Here is a 22,496-nt window from a genome sequence, read left to right on the forward strand (position 1 = left end):
AAAACAACAGTTTTTTCACAGTAATCTTGTAAAATATAATTACCTCAAGAGGTAGAGGCGCAAAGCGAATGAGTACATTGCAGGAGTAATTGGAGTACAAGGATGGCAATGGAAAGGTCAATTTGCCGAAGCTTTCGAGTTTTCCAAAACTTGTTATGCTGGGGTGTTGTTGAATAAACAGCGCACTGCCACTACATATGTAGTGGAGCACTATCCGATGGATAACGATTAATATTCGAATCGTTAAGGATAACGGATAGATCCGTTATCCTTTTCTAATGTATTGCATCGGTAAGAAATGGGAGAGGATAAAATGGGTTTATATGGAACGAGCCGTATTAACAACCAAGGTCATTTGGAAATTGGTGGAGTAGATACAACATCACTTGCTGAAAAATATGGTACTCCTTTATATGTATACGATGTTGAAGATATGAGTAAGAGAGCGCTAGAATTCAAAAACGCTTTTGATAAGCACGATATGAAATATCAAGTTGCCTATGCTAGTAAAGCATTTAGCTGCGTTGCAATGATTCAACTTGTCGATGAGCTTGGCTTAAGTCTAGATGTTGTCTCTGGCGGTGAACTCTATACTGCTTTAAAAGCAGGTTTCCCAGTTGAAAGAATTCATTTTCACGGAAACAATAAGTCGCCTGAGGAAATTGAGATGGCTGTGCGCGAAGGAATTGGCTGTATCGTAGTAGATAATTTCACCGAGTTATCTTGGCTTATGGCAATTACGGAATCACTAAAAAAGAACATGAATGTACTAATCCGTATCACTCCAGGGGTGGAAGCACATACGCATGAGTATATTTCCACAGGACAGGAAGACTCAAAGTTTGGATTTGACATACAAAGTGGTCAGGCAAGTAAGGCTATTGAAATGTTACAGGCTAATGATTATTTAAATCTTGAAGGTGTTCATTCCCATATTGGATCGCAAATTTTTGAGACAAATGGATTTACTTCTGCTATTGAAGAAATATATAAGGTGCTCATTGTATGGAAAAATACGCTTGACTATGATTTAAAAGTACTAAATTTAGGTGGGGGCTTTGGGATCCGCTATACAAATGAAGATAACCCTTTACCCCTTCGTAGTTATGTTGATGCTATGGTTGAGGCTGTAAAGGAAAAAGTTCAAGAAGCTAATATGACTATGCCTGAAATATGGATTGAACCAGGGCGAGCAATTGTTGGAGAAGCAGGAACTACGATTTATACTGTGGGATCAAGGAAGGATATCCCTGGTGTAAGAAGTTATGTTTCAGTAGACGGGGGCATGACGGATAATATTCGTCCAGCATTATACCAGGCAAAATATGAAGCAGTTCTTGCTAATAAAATGAATGAAGACACCGCTGAAAAAGTTTCAATTGCAGGTAAGTGCTGCGAGAGTGGAGATATGCTTATTTGGGACCTCGACCTTCCGCAGGTGGAAATGGGTGATTTATTAGCTGTGTCCTCAACGGGAGCTTACGGTTATTCCATGGCAAATAATTATAACCGTATCTTAAAACCAGCTGTTGTTTTCGTAGAAGCTGGGGAGGACTACTGTGTTATTGAACGAGAAACGTATGAGGATCTTGTTCGTCACGAACTCGGTTATAAGAAAAAACAAAAGGATCAATCTTTAATTAAAAGTATTTAATGTTATTATTAAGTAAGAGACTGGGACAAAACTTAAGCATTTTTGTCCCAGTCTCTCTGTTTTCTTTCTCCTTTCATTTAGTGTACAATAAACAAGAAGTTTTACTTATATGAACTACAGGAGGCATTTTTTATGAAAAAAGGAACTATTATTATGGACAATGGAGATAAAATTCAAATTGAGTTTTTCCCAAACGAAGCCCCAGGAACTGTTGAAAACTTTGAAAAACTTGCAAACGAGGGATTTTATAATGGATTGACATTTCACCGTGTTATCCCTGGATTTGTAGCGCAAGGGGGATGCCCTCAAGGTACTGGTACTGGTGGTAGTGGAAAAACTATTAAATGTGAGACACAAGGTAATCCACACAAGCACGTGGCTGGGTCCCTATCCATGGCTCATGCTGGTAAAGATACTGGATCTTCCCAGTTTTTCATCGTTCATGAACCTCAGCCGCACTTAGATGGTGTGCATACAGTTTTTGGACAAGTTACTGAAGGTATGGAAGCTGTTCTACGCATTAATCAAGGTGATGTAATGCAAGAAGTTAAAGTTTACGACGAAGAATAAAAAGAGAGAAAAGTCGTCTTTAAGTCGGAGGGATACTCCGCTTAAGACGGCTCTTTTATTTGGTTCTTTTAAGCTTCCTAAGAATGTAAATGTAGGAAATACAGGCTTATAACAAGTTTATTTGAATATATATAAATTATAAGCTCGAAATACCTATAAAGGAGTGCTTGAATGAATCATTTAAAAACAATCAGTATGTTTCAAATGATTATTATCATTCTACTTTTAGTATTGATGCCGTTCATACTAGCAGAAGCAAACATAAACCGATCATCTTTCTCCATATCATACGGATATGAAATATTACCTCAACTCATGGCCTTTGTTATTGGCTTCCTTCTCCTTCCACATAAGACAGAACAATTGCTATTAAAAAACATTAATTATCACTGGTCTGCTTTAACTGTAGGGGGAATCATTTTTTGCTTGTCTTGGGTTCCTTTCATACTTCTTCTAGATAGTTTAGCTATAATATTCCCGGCTGCATTTATTGAATTTCAAGAAGTAAGATTTATCATTTTTGTAATCGGTGGGTTGCTAGCAATTATAGGACTTGTAGGTAATAAAGAAAAAATGGCTTCGGAAGAACAATTTAACACAGAACTAAATGATGAAGAAAAGGAACAAGAAGAAACGGAAGATTAAAACACTCCCTAACTAGAGGCAGTTTTTGTGGCCGATGAACAAGGCACTGTCGCTTTTCTTTGTCTAGCTCCAGTGCCTACTCGCTGCGGGGCACTTCGAAATGACAATAGAAGTCTAAAAAGCGCGACTTCTAGTTGTCATTCCTCCACTGCCCTACGCTCGTGACCAAAGGCACTGTCGCCTTTCTGACATCATTGTCATTTTTTCGTCACACCATATATCTTGCTTAAGTATAATCTTAGTGATACTATCAAAACATCGAGAAAATTAACAAAGATAAAATTTAATAAATTACCGAAGTCCTTCGGGGTAGGGTGAAATTCCCAACCGGCGGTGATGAAGTACCTTAGTGGTATTTCTAAGCCCGTGACCCGGCACATTTTTATGTGACGGTGGATCTGGTGTGAAACCAGGGCCGACAGTATAGTCTGGATGGGAGAAGGTTACGACGGTGGAAATGGTTAAAGGGATTAGTATGTATTTTAAAGTCCTTTTGCAGCCAGAATTTTTGTTTTAAAAAACAGTAAATTCCGGCTTATTTAGATATGCCATTTTCACGAAGTTGCGTTTCCATTACAAGCCTGAGGGATACTATCCTCAGGCTTTTTTTACTTGAGAATGGAGAGATTTTAATGATGGATCATCATTATATGAAAATGGCAATAGAATTAGCTCAGTCAACACTTGGACAAACCACACCAAATCCAGCAGTTGGTTCTGTAATTGTTAAAAATAATCAAATAGTAGGAATGGGTGCCCATCTACGTGCAGGGGATCCTCACGCAGAAAGGCATGCTCTTCACATGGCAGGAAAAAAAGCAGAGGGAGCAACTATCTATGTCACTCTTGAACCTTGTTCTCATCATGGAAGAACCCCTCCCTGTGCTGATGGTCTTATCGAAGCTGGTATAAAAAGAGTTGTGATTGCTTCTGTTGATCCGAATCCAAAGGTAGCTGGAAAGGGTATTAACAAACTAAGAGCAGCTGGTATAACTGTTGAAACAGGGGTATTGGAGCAGGAAGCCTTACAATTAAATCAAGTATTCTTTCATTATATTCAACATAAAACACCATTTGTAACGTTAAAATCTGCTACTAGCCTAGATGGGAAAATTGCTACAAGTTCGGGAGAAAGCAAATGGATTACTGGTGAGGAAGCAAGGGAAGATGTACATTACCTTAGACATACTCATGACGCTATATTAGTTGGGGTAAATACTGTACTTGAAGACGATCCCTCCCTCACTACACGTTTAAAATATGGTGGGAAAAATCCTGTTAGAGTAATATTAGATTCCAAACTTCGAACCCCAGTTCATGCGAAGCTAATCTCTGATAAAGAAGCTGAAACATGGATCATAACTAGCTCACTTAGGGATCCTATCAAAAAAGAGAGATTGGAAAATGAAGGTGTAAAAATAATTGAAGCTTCAGGAGAAACAATAGAGATTCCAGATATACTTGCCCTATTGGGAAAAAATGAAATTACTTCTGTTCTTGTAGAAGGTGGTGGAACTGTAAATGATGCCTTTTTAAGATCGGGACAGTTTCACCAAGTGATAACATATATGGCACCGTTAATTATAGGTGGGCAAGCATCACTATCTTCATTTGCAGGTTTAGGAATAGAAAAGCTAGAAGAGGCTCCTAAGTTGCAGGTGAAATCTATCGATCAATTAGGTAAAGACATAAAGATTGTCCTCTCGAAAGGAGATGTTTAAGTTGTTTACAGGAATTATAGAAGAAAAGGGTGTCATAAAAGAAATGAAAGAAACTGGTGACGCCATTGTGATGAAATTAGCGGCTGATAAAATCTTATCTGATGTAAACCTTGGTGATAGTATTGCCGTCAACGGGGTTTGCCTAACAGTAACAGCATTTGATACAAAGACATTTACTGTAGATGTTATGCCAGAAACGGTTAAAGGGACTAGCCTACGGGAACTGACAAGAGGTTCTGAAGTGAATCTTGAGCGAGCTATGTCTGCTAACGGTCGATTTGGTGGGCACTTTGTTACTGGACATGTAGATGGTGTAGGGAAAATCAGAGGTAAACGCCAGGAATACAATGCTGTCTATTATGAGATTGAAGTGGCTCCGAATCTTAGGAAATATATGACGATGAAAGGTAGCGTTGCTGTAGATGGCACAAGCTTGACTTTATTTGGATTAACACATGATAGCTTTACCATTTCCATTATTCCACACACTATACAGGAAACAATAATAGGGAATAAAGGTGTTGGAGATATTGTGAATGTGGAATGTGATATGCTAGCAAAATATATAGAGGAACTACTAAATAATAAAGTTGGTAATGATTCGTCTGGAAACATTACAGAAGGATTTTTAAAAGAACATGGCTTCTAAGGTCATGAGGGGGGATTTAGATGTTTGATCCAGTTGAAGAAGCGATATATGAATTAATGCAAGGGAAGGTTATTATTGTTTGTGATGATGAAGACCGAGAAAATGAAGGTGACTTCATAGCGTTAGCTGAAAAGGCTACACCAGAAGTAATCAATTTTATGATTACACACGGAAGAGGACTCGTTTGTGCGCCAATTACAACGGATCTGGCTAAAAAGTTAGATCTTATCCCAATGGTGGATGTCAATACTGATCCACATGGTACTGCCTTTACAGTGAGCATTGATCATAAAGATACAACAACCGGTATTTCAGCACATGAGCGCTCCTTAACGATAAAAGCGCTCATTGACGATATGACGAAGCCTATAGACTTTAAAAAGCCAGGCCATATTTTTCCATTAATCGCCAAAGATGGTGGAGTACTTCGACGAGCAGGTCATACGGAAGCTGCAGTTGATTTAGCTCGTATGTGTGGTGCAAAACCAGCAGGGGTTATTTGTGAAATCATTAATGAAGACGGATCAATGGCGAGAGTACCTGACTTAAGAAAAATCGCTGATGAGCATGAGCTTAAAATGATTACAATCAAGGACATGATTAAATACAGAAATCGGAAGGATAAATTGGTACAAAGGGAAGTGGAAATTGAATTACCTACTGACTTTGGTAACTTCCGCGCTGTAGGATACAGTAACGTTGTAGATGGTAAAGAGCATGTTGCTATTGTGAAGGGAGAAATTAATGGAGCAAACCCAACATTAGTGCGTGTGCATTCAGAATGTCTAACAGGAGATGTTCTAGGGTCCCATCGATGTGATTGTGGTCCACAACTTCATGCTGCATTAAGCCAAATTGAAGAGGCTGGCTCAGGTGTACTTTTATATATGCGTCAGGAAGGCCGTGGAATTGGTCTTTTGAATAAGATGAAAGCATATAAACTGCAAGAAGAGGGCTATGACACAGTGGAAGCAAATGAGAAGCTTGGATTTGCTCCTGATCTTCGTGACTATGGGATAGGCGCTCAAATCTTAAAAGATTTAGGTGTTCGCAAAATGAAGCTCTTAACAAACAACCCAAGGAAAATTACTGGTTTAAAGGGTTACGAACTAGAGGTAGTTGAAAGGGTACAATTACAATTGCCATCAAAAAAAGATAATGAGCAATACTTAAAAACAAAAAAAGATAAGCTAGGACATTTATTACATTTTTAAGAAAAATTATTCTTTATATAAGCACCGAGAAAACTGACGTATTGAATTTAAATGCTTTAATATTCAGAGTCCTTATTTAAGGTAGTCTTATGAACCATATAGAAAAAATAAAATTGAAATCACTATAGGAGGCAGAACATATTATGGGTAGAACTTTTGAAGGGAATTTAGTAGGTACAGGATTAAAGGTAGGTATTGTTGTAGGGAGATTTAATGATTTCATTACGAGTAAATTACTTAGTGGTGCAGAAGATGCATTGAGACGCCATGGTGTAGAAGAGGATAACGTAGACATTGCATGGGTTCCAGGTGCATATGAAATCCCTGTAATAGCAAAAAAAATGGTTGATTCTGGCAAATATGATGCTATTATTACACTAGGTACTGTTATTAGAGGATCGACACCTCATTTCGACTTCGTCTGTAGTGAAGTGTCTAAAGGTGTTGCCTCATTAAGTCTTTCAAGTGGATTACCGGTTATTTTTGGAGTAATTACGACTGATACGATTGAACAGGCAATTGAGAGAGCAGGAACAAAAGCTGGTAACAAAGGCTGGGACGCTGCAACAGCTGCGATTGAAATGGCCAATCTTACAAAAAGCTTATCTTAGTGAGGGATGTTTATGCTTGTTCCATATAAGCAGGAATACGAGAAAATAGCAATGGGCTTACTATCGTTTATGCCAACGGAGAAGAATATTAAGAAACTGCAAGAAACAGTGGATCATTACTTAGATAACCCTAATTTTCATCTTTATTTATGGAAGGGTAAGGCATTCATTGGTGTGATTGGAGTGGAAGAATCAGAAGAAGGTGTACTGCTTCGGAATTTGTGCGTTGATCCATCGCACCGTAATGAAGGAGTGGCAACAACCATGATTCAAGCAGTTGAAAAACAGTTAGGTGTGAGCCTACATGGAACAAAGCATACGAACGAATTTTTAATACATTGTAGGGAGGAAGGGGAAGTTTAATTTCCCTTCCTTTCTCTACGTTTTTCTTTAAGAGATCGGAGGCGTTCTTCAATAACTTCACTTCGATCCCTCCGTTTATGTCTGTGAATAAGATCAAAGTCATGAAAATCTTCTTCAGAACACCATGATACATTCTCTTGATTACACCGCTCTTTACATAGGTCAACGAGAGATTCATCAGTTAGTGGAAGGTTCATTGTAGTGTATGGGCCATCTTCCAATATGTTTTTTATACGTGCTTTTACTGTAGTCTCTAGTACCTCAACATCGATAGCTATATTTTCTAATGGAGTAGGGTTATTGCGTAATGCAGCTAGTACTTTTCGGTATAATCGAAGACTTCCAGTATGATTAAGTTGTCTTTCGTGGTAAATAGCGACGGCCAATTGAATTAATGTGTGCCAATGCTTTTCTTTGTTCTTTTTCCAATACTCTTCCATTATTTCATGGCATTCAAAGTAATCACGAGTTCCGTGAAATTCCAATAAATAATCAATATAAGCTTTAGGATAATTCATTTTCGTCCTCCAACATGAATGAAGTTTACATTAATCATAGCGTACCATAATCTTTTTAAAAGTGCTTGCAATTAATCTTTAGATTATACGAACAAGAATGCTTGTTTATGATATAATGCTTGAAAGAACATAGGGAAATGGTGAGACCATGCAATATAGTGTAAAGCTCCAAACATTTGAAGGACCTCTGGATTTATTATTGCATTTAATTCAGAAAAACGATTTAGATTTATACGATATTCCTGTTAAAGAAATAACTGAACAATATATGATTTATATTCATACGATGCAAGTTCTTCAGTTGGACATTGCAAGCGAATATTTAGTGATGGCTTCTACTCTACTCCATATGAAAAGTCAGATGTTACTGCCTGCTCAAGAAGATTTGGAGGAGGAAGACTTTGAATATGAAGAAGAAGACCCTAGAGAAGAACTAATGCAGCGACTTATTGAATATAAGAGATTTAAAGAAGCGGCAGGAGAATTAAAAGAGAGGGAGCGGGAACGAAGTGATTTATTCTCGAAACCCATGACAGATTTAACAAACATTATAAAAGATGACTCCATGGGAGACGAAGAAAAAACATCGATGAATGTTTCTATTTATGATATGTTGCAGGCATTTCAAAAGCTAACGAAAAGAAAAGAGTATAAGGAACCAGTGTATTCTAGAATACAGCGAGAGGATATTCCTATTGATGAAAAAATGAGTCAAATTCTACAAGATCTTCATAGGAACCAAGGTAAAAGGAAGTTTTCTGAACTATTTGACCGGGAAGATAAAAATCATATCGTTGTGGCGTTTCTTGCCCTCCTTGAATTAATGAAGGCAAATGCTGTGTTTTGCTACCAAGATAGTAATTTTGATGAAATAATGGTTTTTCAGAAGGGAGCTTTGTCAGTTGAAGAGTCATGAAATTAAAGCTGTAATAGAAGGGCTTCTCTTTGTATCTGGTGAAGAGGGATTAGACATTAAACAAATAATGGATGTACTTCAAATAGACAAAAAAACGGCTAAGTTTTACTTGGCAGAGCTAATGGAGGCATATGCTTCAAATTCTCGTGGAATTCAACTAGTGGAGGTAGCTGGTGGATATCAGCTAACAACAAAGCCTGAGCACTCCTTGTATTTTAAGCGTTTAGTCCAGGCCCCATCTTCTACAACGTTGTCACAAGCAGCATTAGAAACATTAGCAATTGTGGCGTATAGACAACCAATATCAAGATTAGAGATAGAAGACATTCGCGGTGTGAAAACGGAAAGGCCCATAAGAACTCTTGCTGCAAAAGGATTAATTAAAGAGGTGGGTCGGGCAGAAGGCGCAGGACGGGCAATATTATATGGTACAACGAAAGAATTTTTGGATCAATTTGGTTTACGATCTATTGGAGAACTTCCACCATTGCCAGAGACAGTTGCAGAAGAGGAAGTAGAGGAGGAAGTAGATTTATTCTTCTCCAAATTCCAAGAGCAATTAGCATCGGCTAAACAGGAAGAAGTAATGGAACAACCAGAAGCAGTAGAAGGGAAGGAAAAAATTGATGGGTAATGATTTAGTTCAGCAACAATTAGTATTTACGATGGAGAAATTAAAAGATGTGTCACAAGAAATTAGGGTATTCTTAAATGATACGACATTAAAAGAGTTGTCGGATCAAGGAAAAGAAGTTGATATAAAGGATTATGAAGATATATTAGATCAATTTAGAAGGATTTTAGTTTTTTTCGATGAAGGTCGAGAGTCAGGAAGCTTGTTATTAAGAAGCGAAGTTTTTAGAAAAAGTGCTGCTGAGAAAACTTTATACTGGGTTTTCCATCAGTGTGTGGAGGAATTCTTTCATCCTAAGCTAGATGTGTGGTATGAAGACAGTAGAGCAGCCTATACTGGGAAAAATGCAATAAAGTTTAGGGTACCAGTGCCGGAAAAAATGAAAGAGCTTGTTAAATCCATTGAAGGGCCACTCCAGGAAGTGCGGGAAGAGCTCGAGTATTATGAAACGGACTATCGCACAAAAATGCGACAACGCGGAAACGAATAATATTATGAGAAAGAGGCTGTCCCAAAAGTATAAACTTTTGGGCAGCCTCTCTCTTTTTTCTAGTAATTACTATTTGAGTACTCGAACCGCTATAGGCGGACGCTTTCCGCGGGCAATGCTTCAGCTTCCTCGGGAAAACCACCCTGCGGGATCTTCAGCTATTGCTTTTCCCGCTGGAGTCGCCGCCTGTCGCTCTTCGAGTTACTCTTATCAATGGAAAAACACACACGGTCAATACTTTGGTAATAAGCTTGTCTATTTTTAACAAAAATGAAAAATAAAAAAATCGCTCCAATTGGTATAATTAAAGTACCGCCAATAACCTACCAAAGGAGCGATTTTTTATGACATATAATTATATATCCTTCAAAAATTATAACATGGAACAACTATATTTACCAATGGATTTAGAGGTACATATCCCAGAAAACCATGTCTGTCGAATAGTAAATGAAGCTGTGGAACAGTAATCTTATGTTGGTTTCGTTACGATCCATTCCCAGTCCTTGGGCATAACACAAGTCCAATCCCCGTATACACCTTGTTAACAAATTTTATTAGTTTTCCATAATTTTTTTTAGCCAGTGGTTCATTTGTGTAGTCAATAATTTAGATTGCCCAATTAACAAGCTGATTTCTGAACTTGGATCTACTTTAGTTCCTTGGAAGACCCCTTTTATCTCCCCATTTTTTGTTAACCAGTACTTATGAATGTATGTATGATAAGCCTCCCAAAAGTTATTTAATATCATTAATTGCTCAAATGAATAGATTTTATTTAGTTGATTCTCACTTATAGACAATTCTTTGGGGGATAATTCTATCTCCCTTTTATGAATATCTACAGTTTGTTTTTGGACTGCGTTACGAACTTCCATGCATTGAAGTTCTACGGTTCTTTTTAGTTCATCCTTCCATTGAACACTATTATAAGGGTTGTTTTTGTTATTTACGGTGTTAGGTTTATGAATAAACTTTTCCAAAATGTGTAACTTTCTGAATAGAATCCAAAGGCCGGTCAATTGGATAAAAATACTGAGACTTATTAATACTATTATTATCAACACCTATTTCCACCACATTTCTTTTAAATACAATGTTTATTTTACATTATATTGTAGAAAAAGTAAGCACTGCAGTCTGTGTCATTTATGGATAAAAAATGTTAATTGGATCCATGTTAACAAGTAAGGAATTTTTAAAATGATACTATGTCCTTCATAGGTATCACAAGGAAGGAGCTAAAGTATAGTGAGGTTAGTGATGGTTAGAATCATTATTCTATTTTTAATCCCACTGCTTTTAATTAGCTGCCAAAATCCACCAAATGGACAAACTGCTTTTGAAGCTGAAGGGTCTCGTAAACCAAGTATTTCACAAGACACGGCACAAAAAATGCGAGCAGAAGTACAGGCGATGTCTGAGGTAGACCACGTTACTAGTGTTTCATTGGAAGATGATGTGTATATGACATTAACAGTAACAGGTTTTCAGCGACTTTTTTTAGAAAAAATAAGAAAAACTGCGTTTGATCGAGCAAAAAAAGTGGATAAGAATACTACTGTTCACATATCCACAGACCGTAAAGTAGACATGGAGTTAAAAGAATTAGAAAAAAAAGTATACCGAAATGAAATTACAAAGAAAGACTTGGAAAAGGAACTTATGAAAGTGGAAGATGATATGAAAGGTTAAATGGAGGTGATGCATATGATGTTTTTCTGGGCTTTTGTAGTAGGTGGCTTGATTTGTGTGGTAGGTCAAGTATTAATGGATGTGGGAAAACTTACACCAGCCCACACGATGAGTACACTTGTAGTTTCTGGTGCTGTCCTAGACGGTTTAGGTCTGTATGAGCCATTGATTGACTTTGCAGGTGCAGGTGCAACAATTCCAATTACTAGCTTTGGTAATGCACTAGTGCACGGAGCGATGGCAGAAGCAGAAAGGCATGGTTTAGTTGGAATAATAACTGGTATTTTTGAAGTTACTAGTGCAGGTATCTCAGCGGCAATTATATTCAGCTTTCTTGCATCCCTCGTATTTAGGCCTAAAGGCTGAACGTAAAGTAATTCTGAAATCAACCTATATAATGGTATCTCGTATGTAAGAGGTACCTTTTTATGTTTGCATTTGACTTGGACATAACTTTTCTTTCTTTGCATAGACTTGTACAAACAGAAAAAAGACCAGCATGAAAGTGGAGGAAAACAATGATTAAGAGAACATTAAAGCTAACTATGATATTTATTCTTGTTTTTAACATACTACCTAATTACAGTGATGCAGCAACCTTTCCAGGTGATGTTTCTGCTAGGGGTTCTATATTAATAGAACAGGAAAGTGGTAGAGTACTATTTGAGAAACAAGCACATACACCAATGAGAATTGCAAGTATCACAAAAATCATGACAGCTATTCTTGCCATTGAGTCTGGTCAGTTGGATGAATGGGTAACTGTATCGAAAAATGCAGAGGGAACAGAGGGCTCCTCCTTATACTTAGTTGCAGGTGAGAAAATTAAGCTGAGGGATTTAGTGTACGGACTAATGCTAAGATCTGGGAATGACTCAGCAGTTGCGATTGCGGAGCATGTGGGTGGAAGTTTAGAAGGTTTTGTAACCATGATGAATCAAAAACGCGAAGAATTAGGAATGATAAATTCTGCTTTTGCAAATCCACACGGTCTAGATGATCATGAGGAGCATTACTCTACTGCTTATGATATGGCGATCCTTACAAAATACGCACTGGAGCTTGATGAGTATAGAGAAATTGCGTCAACAAAAAGCTACACTTCGAAAAATAAAGCCGGAAGTGTAAGAAGTTGGCACAATAAAAATCGTCTTTTAACTCAGTTATATAAGCATAGTACTGGTGGTAAAACAGGGTATACAAAAAGGGCTAAACGCACATTAGTCAGTACAGCTAACAAGGATGAGATGGATTTAATAGCGGTAACAATAAACGCTCCTAGCGATTGGAATGATCATATAAGTTTGTTTGAGTGGGGTTTTAATACTTTTAAACATTCTACCCTTGTAAAACAAGGAGTAATAGAAGTTGAGGATGAGTTTTACCAAGAAAAGATTACAGCAGAGTATTCTTTTGAATATCCATTGGCAGAGGAAGAAGTGGAGTTAATCGACAGGAAAGTGGTCCTATATAGACCGCCAAATGATGATAAATGGGAAAGAGAAGATCCACCATATCCAATTGGAACAATTCAGTTGGAGTTAGGTGAAGAATTGATTGGGGTCGTTCCTCTCAAATATATCGGTGAAGATGAGGAAGCACCACCGTTTTGGAAAAAATGGCTCGATCACTTGTTCATGGTAATAGGAGTGAAGAACAGTGGTTAATATTATATGGGTATCACTATTTGTAATTGGTTTGGTGTTTGCTGGAATTAACGGGACAATGGATCAAGTAAATGAAGCTATTTTCCAAGGGGCAAAAGAAGCTGTTACCATTTGTATTGGATTAATCAGTGTACTTACCTTTTGGCTTGGATTGATGAGAATTGCAGAAAAAGCGGGTCTCCTTTTAGGGATGAGCCGCTTACTGCAGCCAATAGTAAAGCGACTTTTTCCAGATATACCAAAGGATCATCCCGCAATGGGATATATTTTGTCTAATATGAGTGCAAATATGTTTGGATTAGGGAATGCTGCTACGCCTATGGGAATTAAAGCGATGGAAGAATTAAAGAGTTTAAATGGAGGAAAAGATGAAGCAAGTCGGTCGATGATTACATTACTTGCCGTGAATACTGCAAGCATCACGTTAATACCAACGACTGTTATTGCCATTCGAATTCAGTATGGATCTGTATCTCCAACGGAAATAGTAGGAACAACGATTTTAGCAACTGCCTGCTCAACATTAGGTGCTATATTAGTAGACCGTTTTTTCTATTATCGTAGAATGAAAAGAAGGACGTGACAAGCTATGGAGTGGGTAACGACCGTTTCCATGTGGATGATCCCATCTATTATTGCAATTATCTTAATCGCAGGAACCGTGAAGAAAGTCCCGACATATGAAACATTTGTAGAAGGGGCAAAAGAAGGCGTGAGTATGTCATTTTCAATTATTCCTTATTTAGTAGGAATGTTAGTTGCAATTACTGTTTTTAGGGAATCTGGTGCGATGGAATTTTTTATATCTTTAATTAGACCTGCTTTGGAGATGGCTGGTATACCTGCTGATATTGTACCATTAGCATTAATAAGGCCTCTATCTGGTACTGGCGCTCTAGGTATGACGAGTGATTTAATTGCTACACATGGTCCTGATTCATTTATTGGTCGATTAGCATCTACTATGCAGGGGAGTACTGATACTACCTTTTATGTTTTAACAGTATATTTTGGTGCTGTAGGTATTAGAAAAATGGGTGACGCCCTTAAAGTTGGTTTATTAGCAGATTTGATTGGCGTTTTTGCCTCCATTATCATTGTCTCCATTGTTTTTTTATAATATGCATTTATAGGGTTACTAAATTTGATAGTAGACATCATAAAATTATATAATAAAAGTAACTAGAAAAAGCTCGTATAATTACTAAACGAGCTTTTTCTTTGTGTAGGCTTTAAAAAAAGGATAGAATTAGTGTTTGAAAATGTGTATTCAATAACAAACTAGCTAATAGATTGAAATCTTGTTTTGGGGTGAGAGATGTGGAAAGGTTACAGAAGGTAATAGCTCAATCTGGCATTACATCAAGAAGAAAAGCTGAAGAATTAATTGTTGAGGGGAAAGTATATGTGAATGGTAAAAGGGTAACGGAGCTTGGTACAAAAGTTGATCCGCAAATAGATAAAGTAGAAGTTAATGGAGTTCCATTAGAGAGGGAAGAACCAGTGTACTTTATGTTATATAAACCAACTGGTGTTATTTCGAGTGTATCTGATGAGCATAATAGGAAAGTCGTAACAGACTTTATCCCGACAGACCAGAGAATTTATCCTATTGGGAGATTAGATTATGACACTTCTGGACTCTTGCTCTTAACAAATGACGGAGACTTTGCCAACTTATTAACACACCCGAAACACAAAATTTATAAAACATACATTGCTAAAGTGGAAGGCATGCCTTTAAGAGAAGATATTAAAAAGTTAGAAAAAGGCATTATCCTAGAAGATGGGAAAACAGCCCCTGCTAGAGTAAAAGTGATAAGAAGCGATAAGAGGAAAGAGACATCAATCGTAGAGATTTCTATTCATGAAGGAAGAAATAGACAAGTGAGGAGAATGTTTGAAGCTATTGGTCATCCAGTAATGAAATTAAAAAGAGAACAATACGGGTTTTTACAGTTAAAAGGGTTAAATGCAGGTGAATTTCGTGAATTAAAGCCACATGAGGTTAAAAAGATGCGAGAATTAGCTGTCACATAATGTTCACAAATGTTCGGTTAAACCATATGTAAACATCACTTACGTAGTGTTAATATGTAACTGATAAGATTGTAACAGGATTTAATGGGGGAGAAGTATGAAACAAAAACGTTTAATTATACGTTCAATCATCTTAGTGGTAATGTTTGCAGCAATTGGCTATACACTGATATCCCATTTTACAGAAGATCGCGGGCGTGTCGATAGAGATGATATTGCACCTAACTTTGCAGTAGTAGATACAGAAGGGAATTTATTAGAACTAGCAGATTTAGAGGGTAAAGGTGTCTATGTCAACTTTTGGGCTACGTGGTGTTCTGTATGTAGAGATAAAATGGAGCACTTAAAAAACAATTATGATGATTATCGTGACAAAGGTGTCGTTATTGTTGCTATTAACTCTGGTGAGGGCAGCACTGTTATCCAAAGACATATGGAACGTTTTCAATACAACTATCCGCTCTATATAGATAGAGGGAATTTAGTAGGGAACGCTTATGGTGTAATGGAAATTCCAGTCGCATTCCTTATCGACGAAAATGGTGTTGTCCTAGATAGGGAGATAGGGCCAAAATCAGAGGAAAAAGTGATACAGTCACTTGAAAGATTAATTCCAGGTAATTAATGGGGGATATAAATGGAAAAAGTGAAATGTGATTGTGGCCATGTGAACCCTTATGGTACTTATTTATGTGAATCATGTGGTAAGCCTCAAATGGAAGACAATCAGACTTTAGTTGATATGAGGTATGAAGGGGTTGCACGGCGGTCGCAAACTTATAGAAAAACGTTTATCGATAAAATATGGAACTTCTTTAGCTCCGTCAAGGTTGGTATATGGATTATTGTGCTCTTATTGATTGCATCAGCCATTGGAACAATTTTCCCACAAGAAATGTACTTGCCTCCTGGGGAAAGGGCTGCAATCTATTATGAGCAAGAGTATGGAATATTAGGTAAACTTTATTTTCAATTAGGACTCCACAATATGTATTCTTCTTGGTGGTATTTACTCTTGATTGCATCTTTAGGAGTATCGTTAGTAATTTGTAGTCTAGATCGAGTTGTTCCACTTCACCGCGCCCTTAAAACACAAAGGGTAAAAAGGCATACTTCCTTTTTAAATAGACAGAGATTATTCAGTAAATCAGATGATGTAATCGAAACTGCCGAAGAGGATATTCAAAAAGCAGAAAAGGCACTTAGAGAAAAGAAATACAAAATATACAAGGAAGATGGAAATCTCCTAGCTGAAAAATATAGATTTTCACGTTGGGGCCCTTATGTGAACCATGTTGGGCTAATCATTTTTCTAGTTGGTTGTATGCTTCGATTCTTCCCTGCAATGTACATAGATGAAAATATCTGGATTCGCGAAGGGGAAGAGGTTGTTATTAGAGGAACTGATGGAGAGTACTTTCTGAGAAACGACCAATTCATCGTAGAATATTACGATGAAGAGGATGAAAGATTTAGAGACTCATTCGAACGTACTGGGGGTCAGCCTGTTGTAGAAACATACCAGACTTCAGCTACATTATTAAAGAAAGTCGATACTGGTACTGTTGGGGTTGGAACCGAATTGGAAGAAGTGAAGCAGTATGATATTAGGGTGAATGATCCGTTAACTTTTGAAGGGTTTTCACTATACCAAGTAGATTACAAGCTTAATGAATTAGCTGAGTTTACTTTTACAATAGAGTCAAACTTGGATGATTATAATGGTGACTTGTCAAATATCAGTTTTGAAGTGGATTTATATAATCCTGAAATGGTTTATGAGCTAGACGGTGGGTATCGAGTAGAAATATTCCAATATTTCCCGAACTTTTATATTAATAATAGAGGAGAACCAGACACACGTAACAGGATACCAGATAACCCAAGATTTATTTTTGAGGTATTTTCCCCTGAAGTGGACCACGAAGAAGAACGTGGAGAGCTAAGCTTAGTTGGTGTTCAAATTAATGAACCCCTAGTAGATGAAGGGGAAGTAAATGATTATAGTATACGAATGATAGATGTGGACATGAACCATGTTACGGCACTAACAGTGAGAAGAGACAGAACCCTTCCAATACTTTTTGTTGGCGGAACAATCTTTATGATTGGATTAATTCAAGGATCTTACTGGCACCACCGTCGTATATGGTTGCAAAACCGAAAAGGTGTTATTTGGGTTGCAGGACATGCAAACAAAAACTGGCATGGTTTAAAGAAAGACATTGAGTTTATCATTGAAGGAACATCTATTCCGATGCCGGAAGATCAGACAGACGAATCGAATATGATAGAGGAGATAGAAGGGGTGAAGGGAAACGATGATGCAACAACTAAGTAGTAACTTTTTGTTAGTGGCATTCTTTCTTTATTTGGCATCAACAATCCTTTTTGCTGTATCGATTACAGGGAGAAGATTTAAAAATAAGGAAGGAGAAGAGAAAAATAAATCAGGATTATTAGGTTATATTGCTTCTATTTTGGCAGTAATTGCATCTTTGCTATATTTTATATTCCGCTGGATTGCAGCTGGTCATGCGCCCGTAAGTAATATGTTTGAATACACGACCTTCCTTGGTATATGTATGGCTGTTGCCTTTGTCATCATATATCCTATTTATAAAAACAATTATTTAGGTATTTTTACAATGCCAATTGTTATGTTAATTATTGCGTATGCATCTATGTTTCCAGGTGAGCTTCAACCGTTAATTCCTGCGTTACAGTCTAACTGGTTAACAATACATGTTATAACTGTTGCGCTGGGTCAAGGGATTTTAGCAATTGGGTTTGCTGGAGGTCTACTTTACTTAATCCGAGTGGTTGACTTTACAAAGACATCGAAAAAAGTAAAAGGAGTAGAATTTATACTCTTCTGTATTTTCTGTACCGTGGCTTATATTATGTTAGGGATGGGCTTTGGTGCAGCGGATTATGAAGCTCAATTTAATTATGTGAATGAAAATGGCGTAGAAGCTGTAATGGGTTATCCAATGCCACCACTTATAGGGCCAAATGAAGGGGAAAGGATTTCTGAAGGATTTGAGCCATTTCTTTCAACGCCTGCTATTATTAGAAGTAATGATTTAAACACAGTAATTTGGTCTATCCTTGGCGGGTTAGTTCTATACTGGGGACTTAGATTAATAATAAGGAAACCAATTGGAGGTTTGATTCAACCTCTACTAAAATCAGTGAATCCACAATCAGTTGATGAATTGAGTTATCGTGCCATTGCCATAGGTTTTCCTGTTTTCACACTTGGTGGCTTAATTTTTGCTATGATATGGGCACAAATTGCCTGGACGAGATTTTGGGGATGGGACCCTAAAGAAGTATGGGCACTAATTACCTTTCTATTTTACGCAGCATATCTGCACCTGCGTCTGTCTAGGGGATGGCATGGAGAGAAAAGTGCGTGGCTTTGTGTAATTGGCTTTGCCTTAATTATGTTCAATCTTATCTTCGTTAACCTTGTTATTGCCGGTTTACACTCATACGCTTTCTAATGCATATTCACTGAATGAACAACGTATATATTTTATTTTGTTTTATAGAGAAGAGAGGCTTAAACTAAGGATCTATTCCTCGTTTAAGCTTCTTCTATATATAAATGCAAAAGTAGGTTAAAACTATGATTATATATAATTTTTGTTTATGTATATACAATAACTACTTTTGTCATGGTACAATGTAATGTGAATATTTAGTCGAAAAATTAGAAGTGATCACAAATAATATAAGTTTAATTTGAGGGGGAATTGTGATGACACAAGAAGCCAAAATTTTAGTTGTTGATGATGAAGAACGTATTCGACGTCTGTTAAAAATGTATTTAGAAAGAGAAAATTATGAAGTTGATGATGCAGAAAACGGTGAAAAGGCATTAAAATTAGCACTAGACAAGGATTATGACCTTATCGTCTTGGATTTAATGATGCCTGGTATCGATGGTATTGAGGTATGTGAAGAAATACGTAAACATAAAGCTACTCCTATTATAATGCTAACTGCCAAAGGGGAAGAAGCTAACCGTGTACAAGGCTTTGAAGCTGGTACGGATGACTATATTGTAAAACCTTTTAGCCCTAGAGAAGTAGTGTTAAGGGTTAAGGCATTATTGCGTCGTTCTTCTACAACGAAGTTTTTGCAAACAGAAACTACGACAAAAGATGTATTAGTTTTTCCACACTTAACAATAGATAATGATGCTCACCGAGTAACTGCTGATGGAAAACATATTAGTTTAACGCCTAAAGAGTATGAATTGCTCCACTACTTAGCAATGTCACCAGATAAAGTGTTTGCTAGGGAACAATTACTCAAGGATGTATGGAATTATGAGTTTTTTGGTGATTTAAGAACTGTAGATACTCATATCAAACGCCTTAGGGAAAAGTTGAACAAAGTATCGCCTGAAGCAGCAAATATGATTTCGACTGTATGGGGAGTCGGATATAAGTTTGAGGCTGTGAAAGAGTAATGATGCTTTGGCGTAGCGTTGTAGGAAAGTTATGGTTAACGATCCTACTTCTTGTTTCTGTTGTATTAACGATACTAACGGTAATGTTGTTACAATATTTTGAGCGATTTCATACAGAACAGGCAGAGAATCAGTTAATTAACCATGCGAGTTTAATTGCATCACTGTTAGAGGAAGAAAATACACAAGATGCAGCATTATCCATGAGTAAAGATATAGCAGAAAAGTTTGCAATTAATGCGGTTGTTATAGTGAATGGAGAGGAATACATCTTTACTACAACAGAAGAGATGTATCATGAACAGCCTGCATTAGTATTTAATGAAGACCAGGAGCTTTCTTCTGTTTTTCTAGAAGATGATTTCGTTATTACACAAGGAACATATACTTTTCCAATGGGTGAAGAGCAGGTTACGGAAGACTTAATGGTTGTTGGCATGCCTGTTAGTATTAATCCTGGAGATTCAGGTAGTATATTTTTATATCAATCACTTGAAATACTTGAAAGTGCTTCTAGCCAAACAAAGCATATCATTTATTTATCTGCTGGTATCGCTATTGTGCTAACAACTGTATTTGCTTTTTTCTTAACAACTAGAATAACAGCTCCACTTAGAAAAATAAGGAAAGCCTCTTTGGAAGTTGCAAAAGGAAATTTCGATATGAAGGTTCCTATCTTGACCAATGATGAAATTGGACTTCTAGCAATTGCCTTTAATAGAATGGCAAAAGCCTTAAATACGAACTTAAACGCATTAAATCAGGAGAAAGAGCAATTATCCCGAATATTAAGCTCAATGGCAGATGGAGTAATAACACTAGATCGCGAAGGTTCTGTTATGGTTACGAATCCGCCAGCAACTGAATTCATCAGTGCTTGGTTATATGAACAGGGATATGAAGTAGAAAAAGCTGGTAACTTACCAAAAGAACTAGAAGATCTCTTTGAGAAAGTTGTACAAGAAGAGAAGGAACAAATGGGAGAAGTGGATGTCCAAGGAAGAAGTTGGGTTATATTAATGACCCCATTGTATGGCCAACAAGATGTCCGAGGTGCAGTTGCTGTTTTACGTGACATGACGGAGGAACGCCTCCATGATAAACTTCGTAAAGATTTCATTGCTAATGTTTCCCATGAGTTACGTACACCTATCTCTATGTTGCAAGGATACAGTGAAGCAATTATTGATGGTATAGCTGAATCAGAAGAGGAAAAGGTTGAGCTTGTTCAAATTATATATGATGAATCATTACGAATGGGGCGTCTCGTTAACGAATTTTTAGATTTAGCAAGAATGGAAGCAGGGCACATCCAGTTGAATAAAGAAAGCATTAACTTAACTGACTTCTGTCGTCGTGTCGTTAGGAAATTTCAAGGAGTTTCTAAGGAACATGGAATTGAGTTAATAGACGAAATATCTCTACTAGAAAAGCCTATACATGCAGATGGAGATCGTATTGAACAAGTACTTACAAATTTAATTGATAATGCTATACGTCACACGTCTGAAGATGGTAGTGTAACCTTGAGGGTTGAACCATATGAAAATGGGGTAAAACTTGAGGTGGAAGACACAGGTACTGGTATACCAGAGGAAGATCTTCCTTTTGTATTTGAACGTTTCTATAAAGCGGACAAGGCTAGAACACGTGGCCGTTCAGGTACAGGCTTAGGCCTTGCAATAGTTAAGAACATTGTCGAATCGCATAATGGGAGAATATCAGCACATTCCAAAGTAGATGAAGGAACGACATTTTCTGTCTATTTACCCTATGAATCATAATGGATCTTGACTGAATTGAGAGAATGATCTTGTTCCACAAGAAACAACGGTAATTGCCATAAAGATTGTCTATTAAAAATAGGTTATCAGTTCTTTTGTAAAGTTACCGTGAAAATCCAAACCTTGTGTTCGTGTTCACTAAAGTCCAATAGCTCTCACACTATGTAGCTGTGAGTTATCTCGAGGATGTACTTCGTAGCATAGGCTCGTAGAGGAAGAGACAGTTTACCTCATGGACTTACGTTCACACCAACTTATTAATATAAATTTTCATGCTTCATTTGTGCAGTAATATATATTGCTTGGAAGTCTGCTTTAAATACGTTTTCTTCCAGTCGCAAAAAGATTATTTAATTTAGTAGCTAATGATTAGTTATTAAATTGAATAGTCTTTTTATTAGGCTCTTTTCTAAAAGATTGTTGTTTAATACATAATTATTTAGCTTGGCTACGCTACTGGTGGACGCTTTCCGCGGGCAATGCCTCAGCCTCCTCGGGAAAAACCACCCTGCGGGGTCTTCGACTATTGCTTTTCCCGCTGGAGTCGCCACCTTTCGCTTCTCCAAGCTTTTTTATAAAAAGCAACAAAGTTTACGAAAAGAGCCTTTTATTATGAAGTATAAAAAGCCATCGACCAAATGTTATCGGTTTACTTCAGAGGTGCAAACAAGCCGTTCACAAGAAAAAACACATGCGATTTCTTAGCAAAAATCACATGTGAATTTGTTTGTGATTTGACGTTTTGCACCTCACAAGTAAGCCTGTTTTCCAAATGTAATGTTACTTTATTCAGTACTTTTTGGCAGATGACCAAGGCGCTTGCGCTTTTCAGTGTAGTGATT

Annotated in this window: 25 protein-coding genes and 2 riboswitches; of the genes, 23 read left to right on the forward strand and 2 right to left on the reverse strand. The window is 37.2% G+C overall.

The annotated features are described in order from the left end of the window. Nucleotides 1-44: 44 nt before the first annotated feature. A riboswitch (Lysine riboswitch) is annotated at nucleotides 45-221 on the forward strand. Between the two features lie 92 nt (nucleotides 222-313). The 8 genes from lysA to BW724_RS09655 all read left to right on the forward strand — a co-directional run bounded on the left by lysA (nucleotide 314) and on the right by BW724_RS09655 (nucleotide 7,427). Next, complete coding sequence (gene lysA, locus BW724_RS09620) at nucleotides 314-1,654, forward strand: diaminopimelate decarboxylase (protein WP_088075015.1); 1,341 nt, start codon at nucleotides 314-316, stop codon at nucleotides 1,652-1,654. A gap of 132 nt (nucleotides 1,655-1,786) precedes the next feature. Then, nucleotides 1,787-2,224, forward strand: a complete 438-nt coding sequence (locus tag BW724_RS09625; RefSeq protein ID WP_088075016.1) for a peptidylprolyl isomerase — start codon at nucleotides 1,787-1,789, stop codon at nucleotides 2,222-2,224. A gap of 171 nt (nucleotides 2,225-2,395) precedes the next feature. Then, on the forward strand, nucleotides 2,396-2,869 hold the full coding sequence (locus BW724_RS09630; protein ID WP_088075017.1) for a hypothetical protein: 474 nt from the start codon (nucleotides 2,396-2,398) through the stop codon (nucleotides 2,867-2,869). Between the two features lie 296 nt (nucleotides 2,870-3,165). After that, a riboswitch (FMN riboswitch) is annotated at nucleotides 3,166-3,317 on the forward strand. Between the two features lie 187 nt (nucleotides 3,318-3,504). After that, nucleotides 3,505-4,590, forward strand: a complete 1,086-nt coding sequence (ribD, locus tag BW724_RS09635; protein WP_140355087.1) for a bifunctional diaminohydroxyphosphoribosylaminopyrimidine deaminase/5-amino-6-(5-phosphoribosylamino)uracil reductase RibD — start codon at nucleotides 3,505-3,507, stop codon at nucleotides 4,588-4,590. A 1-nt stretch (nucleotide 4,591) separates the two neighbouring features. Then, a complete protein-coding gene (gene ribE / locus BW724_RS09640) occupies nucleotides 4,592-5,239 on the forward strand; it encodes a riboflavin synthase (RefSeq protein ID WP_088075019.1) in 648 nt (215 codons plus the stop codon). Nucleotides 5,240-5,259: 20 nt separating this feature from the next. Beyond that, the gene (locus tag BW724_RS09645; RefSeq protein WP_088075020.1) at nucleotides 5,260-6,453 is read left to right on the forward strand and encodes a bifunctional 3,4-dihydroxy-2-butanone-4-phosphate synthase/GTP cyclohydrolase II; all 1,194 of its coding nucleotides are present in this window, start codon (nucleotides 5,260-5,262) and stop codon (nucleotides 6,451-6,453) included. 143 nt (nucleotides 6,454-6,596) lie between these two features. Continuing rightward, nucleotides 6,597-7,064: a 6,7-dimethyl-8-ribityllumazine synthase gene (gene ribE / locus BW724_RS09650; RefSeq protein WP_088075021.1), complete on the forward strand. Its 468-nt coding sequence runs from the start codon at nucleotides 6,597-6,599 to the stop codon at nucleotides 7,062-7,064. 12 nt (nucleotides 7,065-7,076) lie between these two features. Continuing rightward, nucleotides 7,077-7,427, forward strand: coding sequence for a GNAT family N-acetyltransferase (locus BW724_RS09655; RefSeq protein ID WP_088075022.1), 351 nt, complete (start codon nucleotides 7,077-7,079; stop codon nucleotides 7,425-7,427). Here the strand turns inward: BW724_RS09655 and BW724_RS09660 are convergent. Further along, nucleotides 7,424-7,945, reverse strand: coding sequence for a DUF309 domain-containing protein (locus tag BW724_RS09660; RefSeq protein ID WP_088075023.1), 522 nt, complete (start codon nucleotides 7,943-7,945; stop codon nucleotides 7,424-7,426). The genes BW724_RS09655 and BW724_RS09660 overlap by 4 nt on opposite strands. Nucleotides 7,946-8,093: 148 nt before the next feature. Here BW724_RS09660 and BW724_RS09665 point away from each other — a divergent pair, with 148 nt between their 5' ends. The 4 genes from BW724_RS09665 (at nucleotide 8,094) to BW724_RS24265 (ending at nucleotide 10,455) form a co-directional block, all read left to right on the forward strand. After that, nucleotides 8,094-8,861 (forward strand): segregation/condensation protein A, encoded by a 768-nt coding sequence (locus tag BW724_RS09665; RefSeq protein ID WP_088075024.1) that lies wholly within the window; start codon nucleotides 8,094-8,096, stop codon nucleotides 8,859-8,861. Continuing rightward, on the forward strand, nucleotides 8,848-9,495 hold the full coding sequence (scpB, locus tag BW724_RS09670; protein ID WP_088075025.1) for an SMC-Scp complex subunit ScpB: 648 nt from the start codon (nucleotides 8,848-8,850) through the stop codon (nucleotides 9,493-9,495). The genes BW724_RS09665 and scpB overlap by 14 nt, the downstream gene beginning before the upstream one ends. After that, on the forward strand, nucleotides 9,488-9,985 hold the full coding sequence (locus BW724_RS09675; protein ID WP_088075026.1) for a DUF3907 family protein: 498 nt from the start codon (nucleotides 9,488-9,490) through the stop codon (nucleotides 9,983-9,985). The genes scpB and BW724_RS09675 overlap by 8 nt, the downstream gene beginning before the upstream one ends. A gap of 344 nt (nucleotides 9,986-10,329) precedes the next feature. Further along, nucleotides 10,330-10,455: a hypothetical protein gene (locus tag BW724_RS24265; RefSeq protein ID WP_268876146.1), complete on the forward strand. Its 126-nt coding sequence runs from the start codon at nucleotides 10,330-10,332 to the stop codon at nucleotides 10,453-10,455. A gap of 87 nt (nucleotides 10,456-10,542) precedes the next feature. Here the strand turns inward: BW724_RS24265 and BW724_RS23580 are convergent, their stop codons facing one another. Then, on the reverse strand, nucleotides 10,543-11,049 hold the full coding sequence (locus BW724_RS23580) for a hypothetical protein (protein ID WP_088075027.1): 507 nt from the start codon (nucleotides 11,047-11,049) through the stop codon (nucleotides 10,543-10,545). Nucleotides 11,050-11,248: 199 nt separating this feature from the next. Between BW724_RS23580 and BW724_RS09685 the strand changes: the two genes are divergently transcribed. The 11 genes from BW724_RS09685 (at nucleotide 11,249) to BW724_RS09735 (ending at nucleotide 21,654) form a co-directional block, all read left to right on the forward strand. Further along, nucleotides 11,249-11,680, forward strand: a complete 432-nt coding sequence (locus BW724_RS09685) for a hypothetical protein (protein WP_140354951.1) — start codon at nucleotides 11,249-11,251, stop codon at nucleotides 11,678-11,680. A 15-nt stretch (nucleotides 11,681-11,695) separates the two neighbouring features. Continuing rightward, complete coding sequence (gene spoVAE / locus BW724_RS09690; RefSeq protein WP_088075029.1) at nucleotides 11,696-12,046, forward strand: stage V sporulation protein AE; 351 nt, start codon at nucleotides 11,696-11,698, stop codon at nucleotides 12,044-12,046. A 152-nt stretch (nucleotides 12,047-12,198) separates the two neighbouring features. Beyond that, nucleotides 12,199-13,347 carry a D-alanyl-D-alanine carboxypeptidase family protein gene (locus BW724_RS09695; protein ID WP_088075030.1) on the forward strand — a complete coding sequence of 383 codons (1,149 nt, stop codon included), beginning with the start codon at nucleotides 12,199-12,201 and terminating at the stop codon, nucleotides 13,345-13,347. Beyond that, the gene (locus BW724_RS09700) at nucleotides 13,340-13,930 is read left to right on the forward strand and encodes a nucleoside recognition domain-containing protein (protein WP_088075031.1); all 591 of its coding nucleotides are present in this window, start codon (nucleotides 13,340-13,342) and stop codon (nucleotides 13,928-13,930) included. Before BW724_RS09695 ends, BW724_RS09700 begins: the two co-directional genes overlap by 8 nt. 6 nt (nucleotides 13,931-13,936) lie before the next feature. Continuing rightward, entirely contained in the window at nucleotides 13,937-14,467 is a 531-nt protein-coding gene (locus BW724_RS09705; protein ID WP_088075032.1) for a spore maturation protein, read from the forward strand. 200 nt (nucleotides 14,468-14,667) lie between these two features. Then, nucleotides 14,668-15,387 (forward strand): pseudouridine synthase, encoded by a 720-nt coding sequence (locus BW724_RS09710; protein WP_088075033.1) that lies wholly within the window; start codon nucleotides 14,668-14,670, stop codon nucleotides 15,385-15,387. 97 nt (nucleotides 15,388-15,484) lie between these two features. After that, entirely contained in the window at nucleotides 15,485-16,012 is a 528-nt protein-coding gene (gene resA, locus BW724_RS09715) for a thiol-disulfide oxidoreductase ResA (RefSeq protein ID WP_088075034.1), read from the forward strand. Between the two features lie 12 nt (nucleotides 16,013-16,024). Further along, complete coding sequence (resB, locus tag BW724_RS09720; RefSeq protein WP_088075035.1) at nucleotides 16,025-17,728, forward strand: cytochrome c biogenesis protein ResB; 1,704 nt, start codon at nucleotides 16,025-16,027, stop codon at nucleotides 17,726-17,728. Further along, nucleotides 17,712-18,896: a c-type cytochrome biogenesis protein CcsB gene (ccsB, locus tag BW724_RS09725; RefSeq protein WP_088077816.1), complete on the forward strand. Its 1,185-nt coding sequence runs from the start codon at nucleotides 17,712-17,714 to the stop codon at nucleotides 18,894-18,896. Before resB ends, ccsB begins: the two co-directional genes overlap by 17 nt. Nucleotides 18,897-19,153: 257 nt before the next feature. Then, nucleotides 19,154-19,870, forward strand: a complete 717-nt coding sequence (locus BW724_RS09730) for a response regulator transcription factor (protein ID WP_088075036.1) — start codon at nucleotides 19,154-19,156, stop codon at nucleotides 19,868-19,870. Beyond that, on the forward strand, nucleotides 19,870-21,654 hold the full coding sequence (locus BW724_RS09735) for an ATP-binding protein (protein WP_088075037.1): 1,785 nt from the start codon (nucleotides 19,870-19,872) through the stop codon (nucleotides 21,652-21,654). The genes BW724_RS09730 and BW724_RS09735 overlap by 1 nt, the downstream gene beginning before the upstream one ends. Nucleotides 21,655-22,496: the final 842 nt, after the last annotated feature.

It is taken from the genome of Litchfieldia alkalitelluris (assembly GCF_002153425.1).
Lineage (GTDB): Bacteria > Bacillota > Bacilli > Bacillales > Salisediminibacteriaceae > Evansella > Evansella alkalicola.

Excerpts from the sequence above, each read along its gene's own strand:
- BW724_RS09625 (WP_088075016.1), top strand. The coding sequence starts at position 1,787 with ATGAAAAAAGGAACTATTATTATGGACAATGGAGATAAAATTCAAATT.
- BW724_RS24265 (WP_268876146.1), top strand. The coding sequence starts at position 10,330 with ATGACATATAATTATATATCCTTCAAAAATTATAACATGGAACAACTA.
- BW724_RS09630 (WP_088075017.1), top strand. The coding sequence starts at position 2,396 with ATGAATCATTTAAAAACAATCAGTATGTTTCAAATGATTATTATCATT.
- ccsB (WP_088077816.1), top strand. The coding sequence starts at position 17,712 with ATGCAACAACTAAGTAGTAACTTTTTGTTAGTGGCATTCTTTCTTTAT.
- ribD (WP_140355087.1), top strand. The coding sequence starts at position 3,505 with ATGGATCATCATTATATGAAAATGGCAATAGAATTAGCTCAGTCAACA.
- resB (WP_088075035.1), top strand. The coding sequence starts at position 16,025 with ATGGAAAAAGTGAAATGTGATTGTGGCCATGTGAACCCTTATGGTACT.
- lysA (WP_088075015.1), top strand. The coding sequence starts at position 314 with ATGGGTTTATATGGAACGAGCCGTATTAACAACCAAGGTCATTTGGAA.
- BW724_RS09665 (WP_088075024.1), top strand. The coding sequence starts at position 8,094 with ATGCAATATAGTGTAAAGCTCCAAACATTTGAAGGACCTCTGGATTTA.
- BW724_RS09735 (WP_088075037.1), top strand. The coding sequence starts at position 19,870 with ATGATGCTTTGGCGTAGCGTTGTAGGAAAGTTATGGTTAACGATCCTA.
- BW724_RS09695 (WP_088075030.1), top strand. The coding sequence starts at position 12,199 with ATGATTAAGAGAACATTAAAGCTAACTATGATATTTATTCTTGTTTTT.
- ribE (WP_088075021.1), top strand. The coding sequence starts at position 6,597 with ATGGGTAGAACTTTTGAAGGGAATTTAGTAGGTACAGGATTAAAGGTA.
- BW724_RS09730 (WP_088075036.1), top strand. The coding sequence starts at position 19,154 with ATGACACAAGAAGCCAAAATTTTAGTTGTTGATGATGAAGAACGTATT.
- BW724_RS09660 (WP_088075023.1), bottom strand. The coding sequence starts at position 7,945 with ATGAATTATCCTAAAGCTTATATTGATTATTTATTGGAATTTCACGGA.
- BW724_RS09675 (WP_088075026.1), top strand. The coding sequence starts at position 9,488 with ATGGGTAATGATTTAGTTCAGCAACAATTAGTATTTACGATGGAGAAA.
- BW724_RS09645 (WP_088075020.1), top strand. The coding sequence starts at position 5,260 with ATGTTTGATCCAGTTGAAGAAGCGATATATGAATTAATGCAAGGGAAG.
- spoVAE (WP_088075029.1), top strand. The coding sequence starts at position 11,696 with ATGATGTTTTTCTGGGCTTTTGTAGTAGGTGGCTTGATTTGTGTGGTA.
- resA (WP_088075034.1), top strand. The coding sequence starts at position 15,485 with ATGAAACAAAAACGTTTAATTATACGTTCAATCATCTTAGTGGTAATG.
- BW724_RS09705 (WP_088075032.1), top strand. The coding sequence starts at position 13,937 with ATGGAGTGGGTAACGACCGTTTCCATGTGGATGATCCCATCTATTATT.
- BW724_RS09685 (WP_140354951.1), top strand. The coding sequence starts at position 11,249 with ATGGTTAGAATCATTATTCTATTTTTAATCCCACTGCTTTTAATTAGC.
- BW724_RS09655 (WP_088075022.1), top strand. The coding sequence starts at position 7,077 with ATGCTTGTTCCATATAAGCAGGAATACGAGAAAATAGCAATGGGCTTA.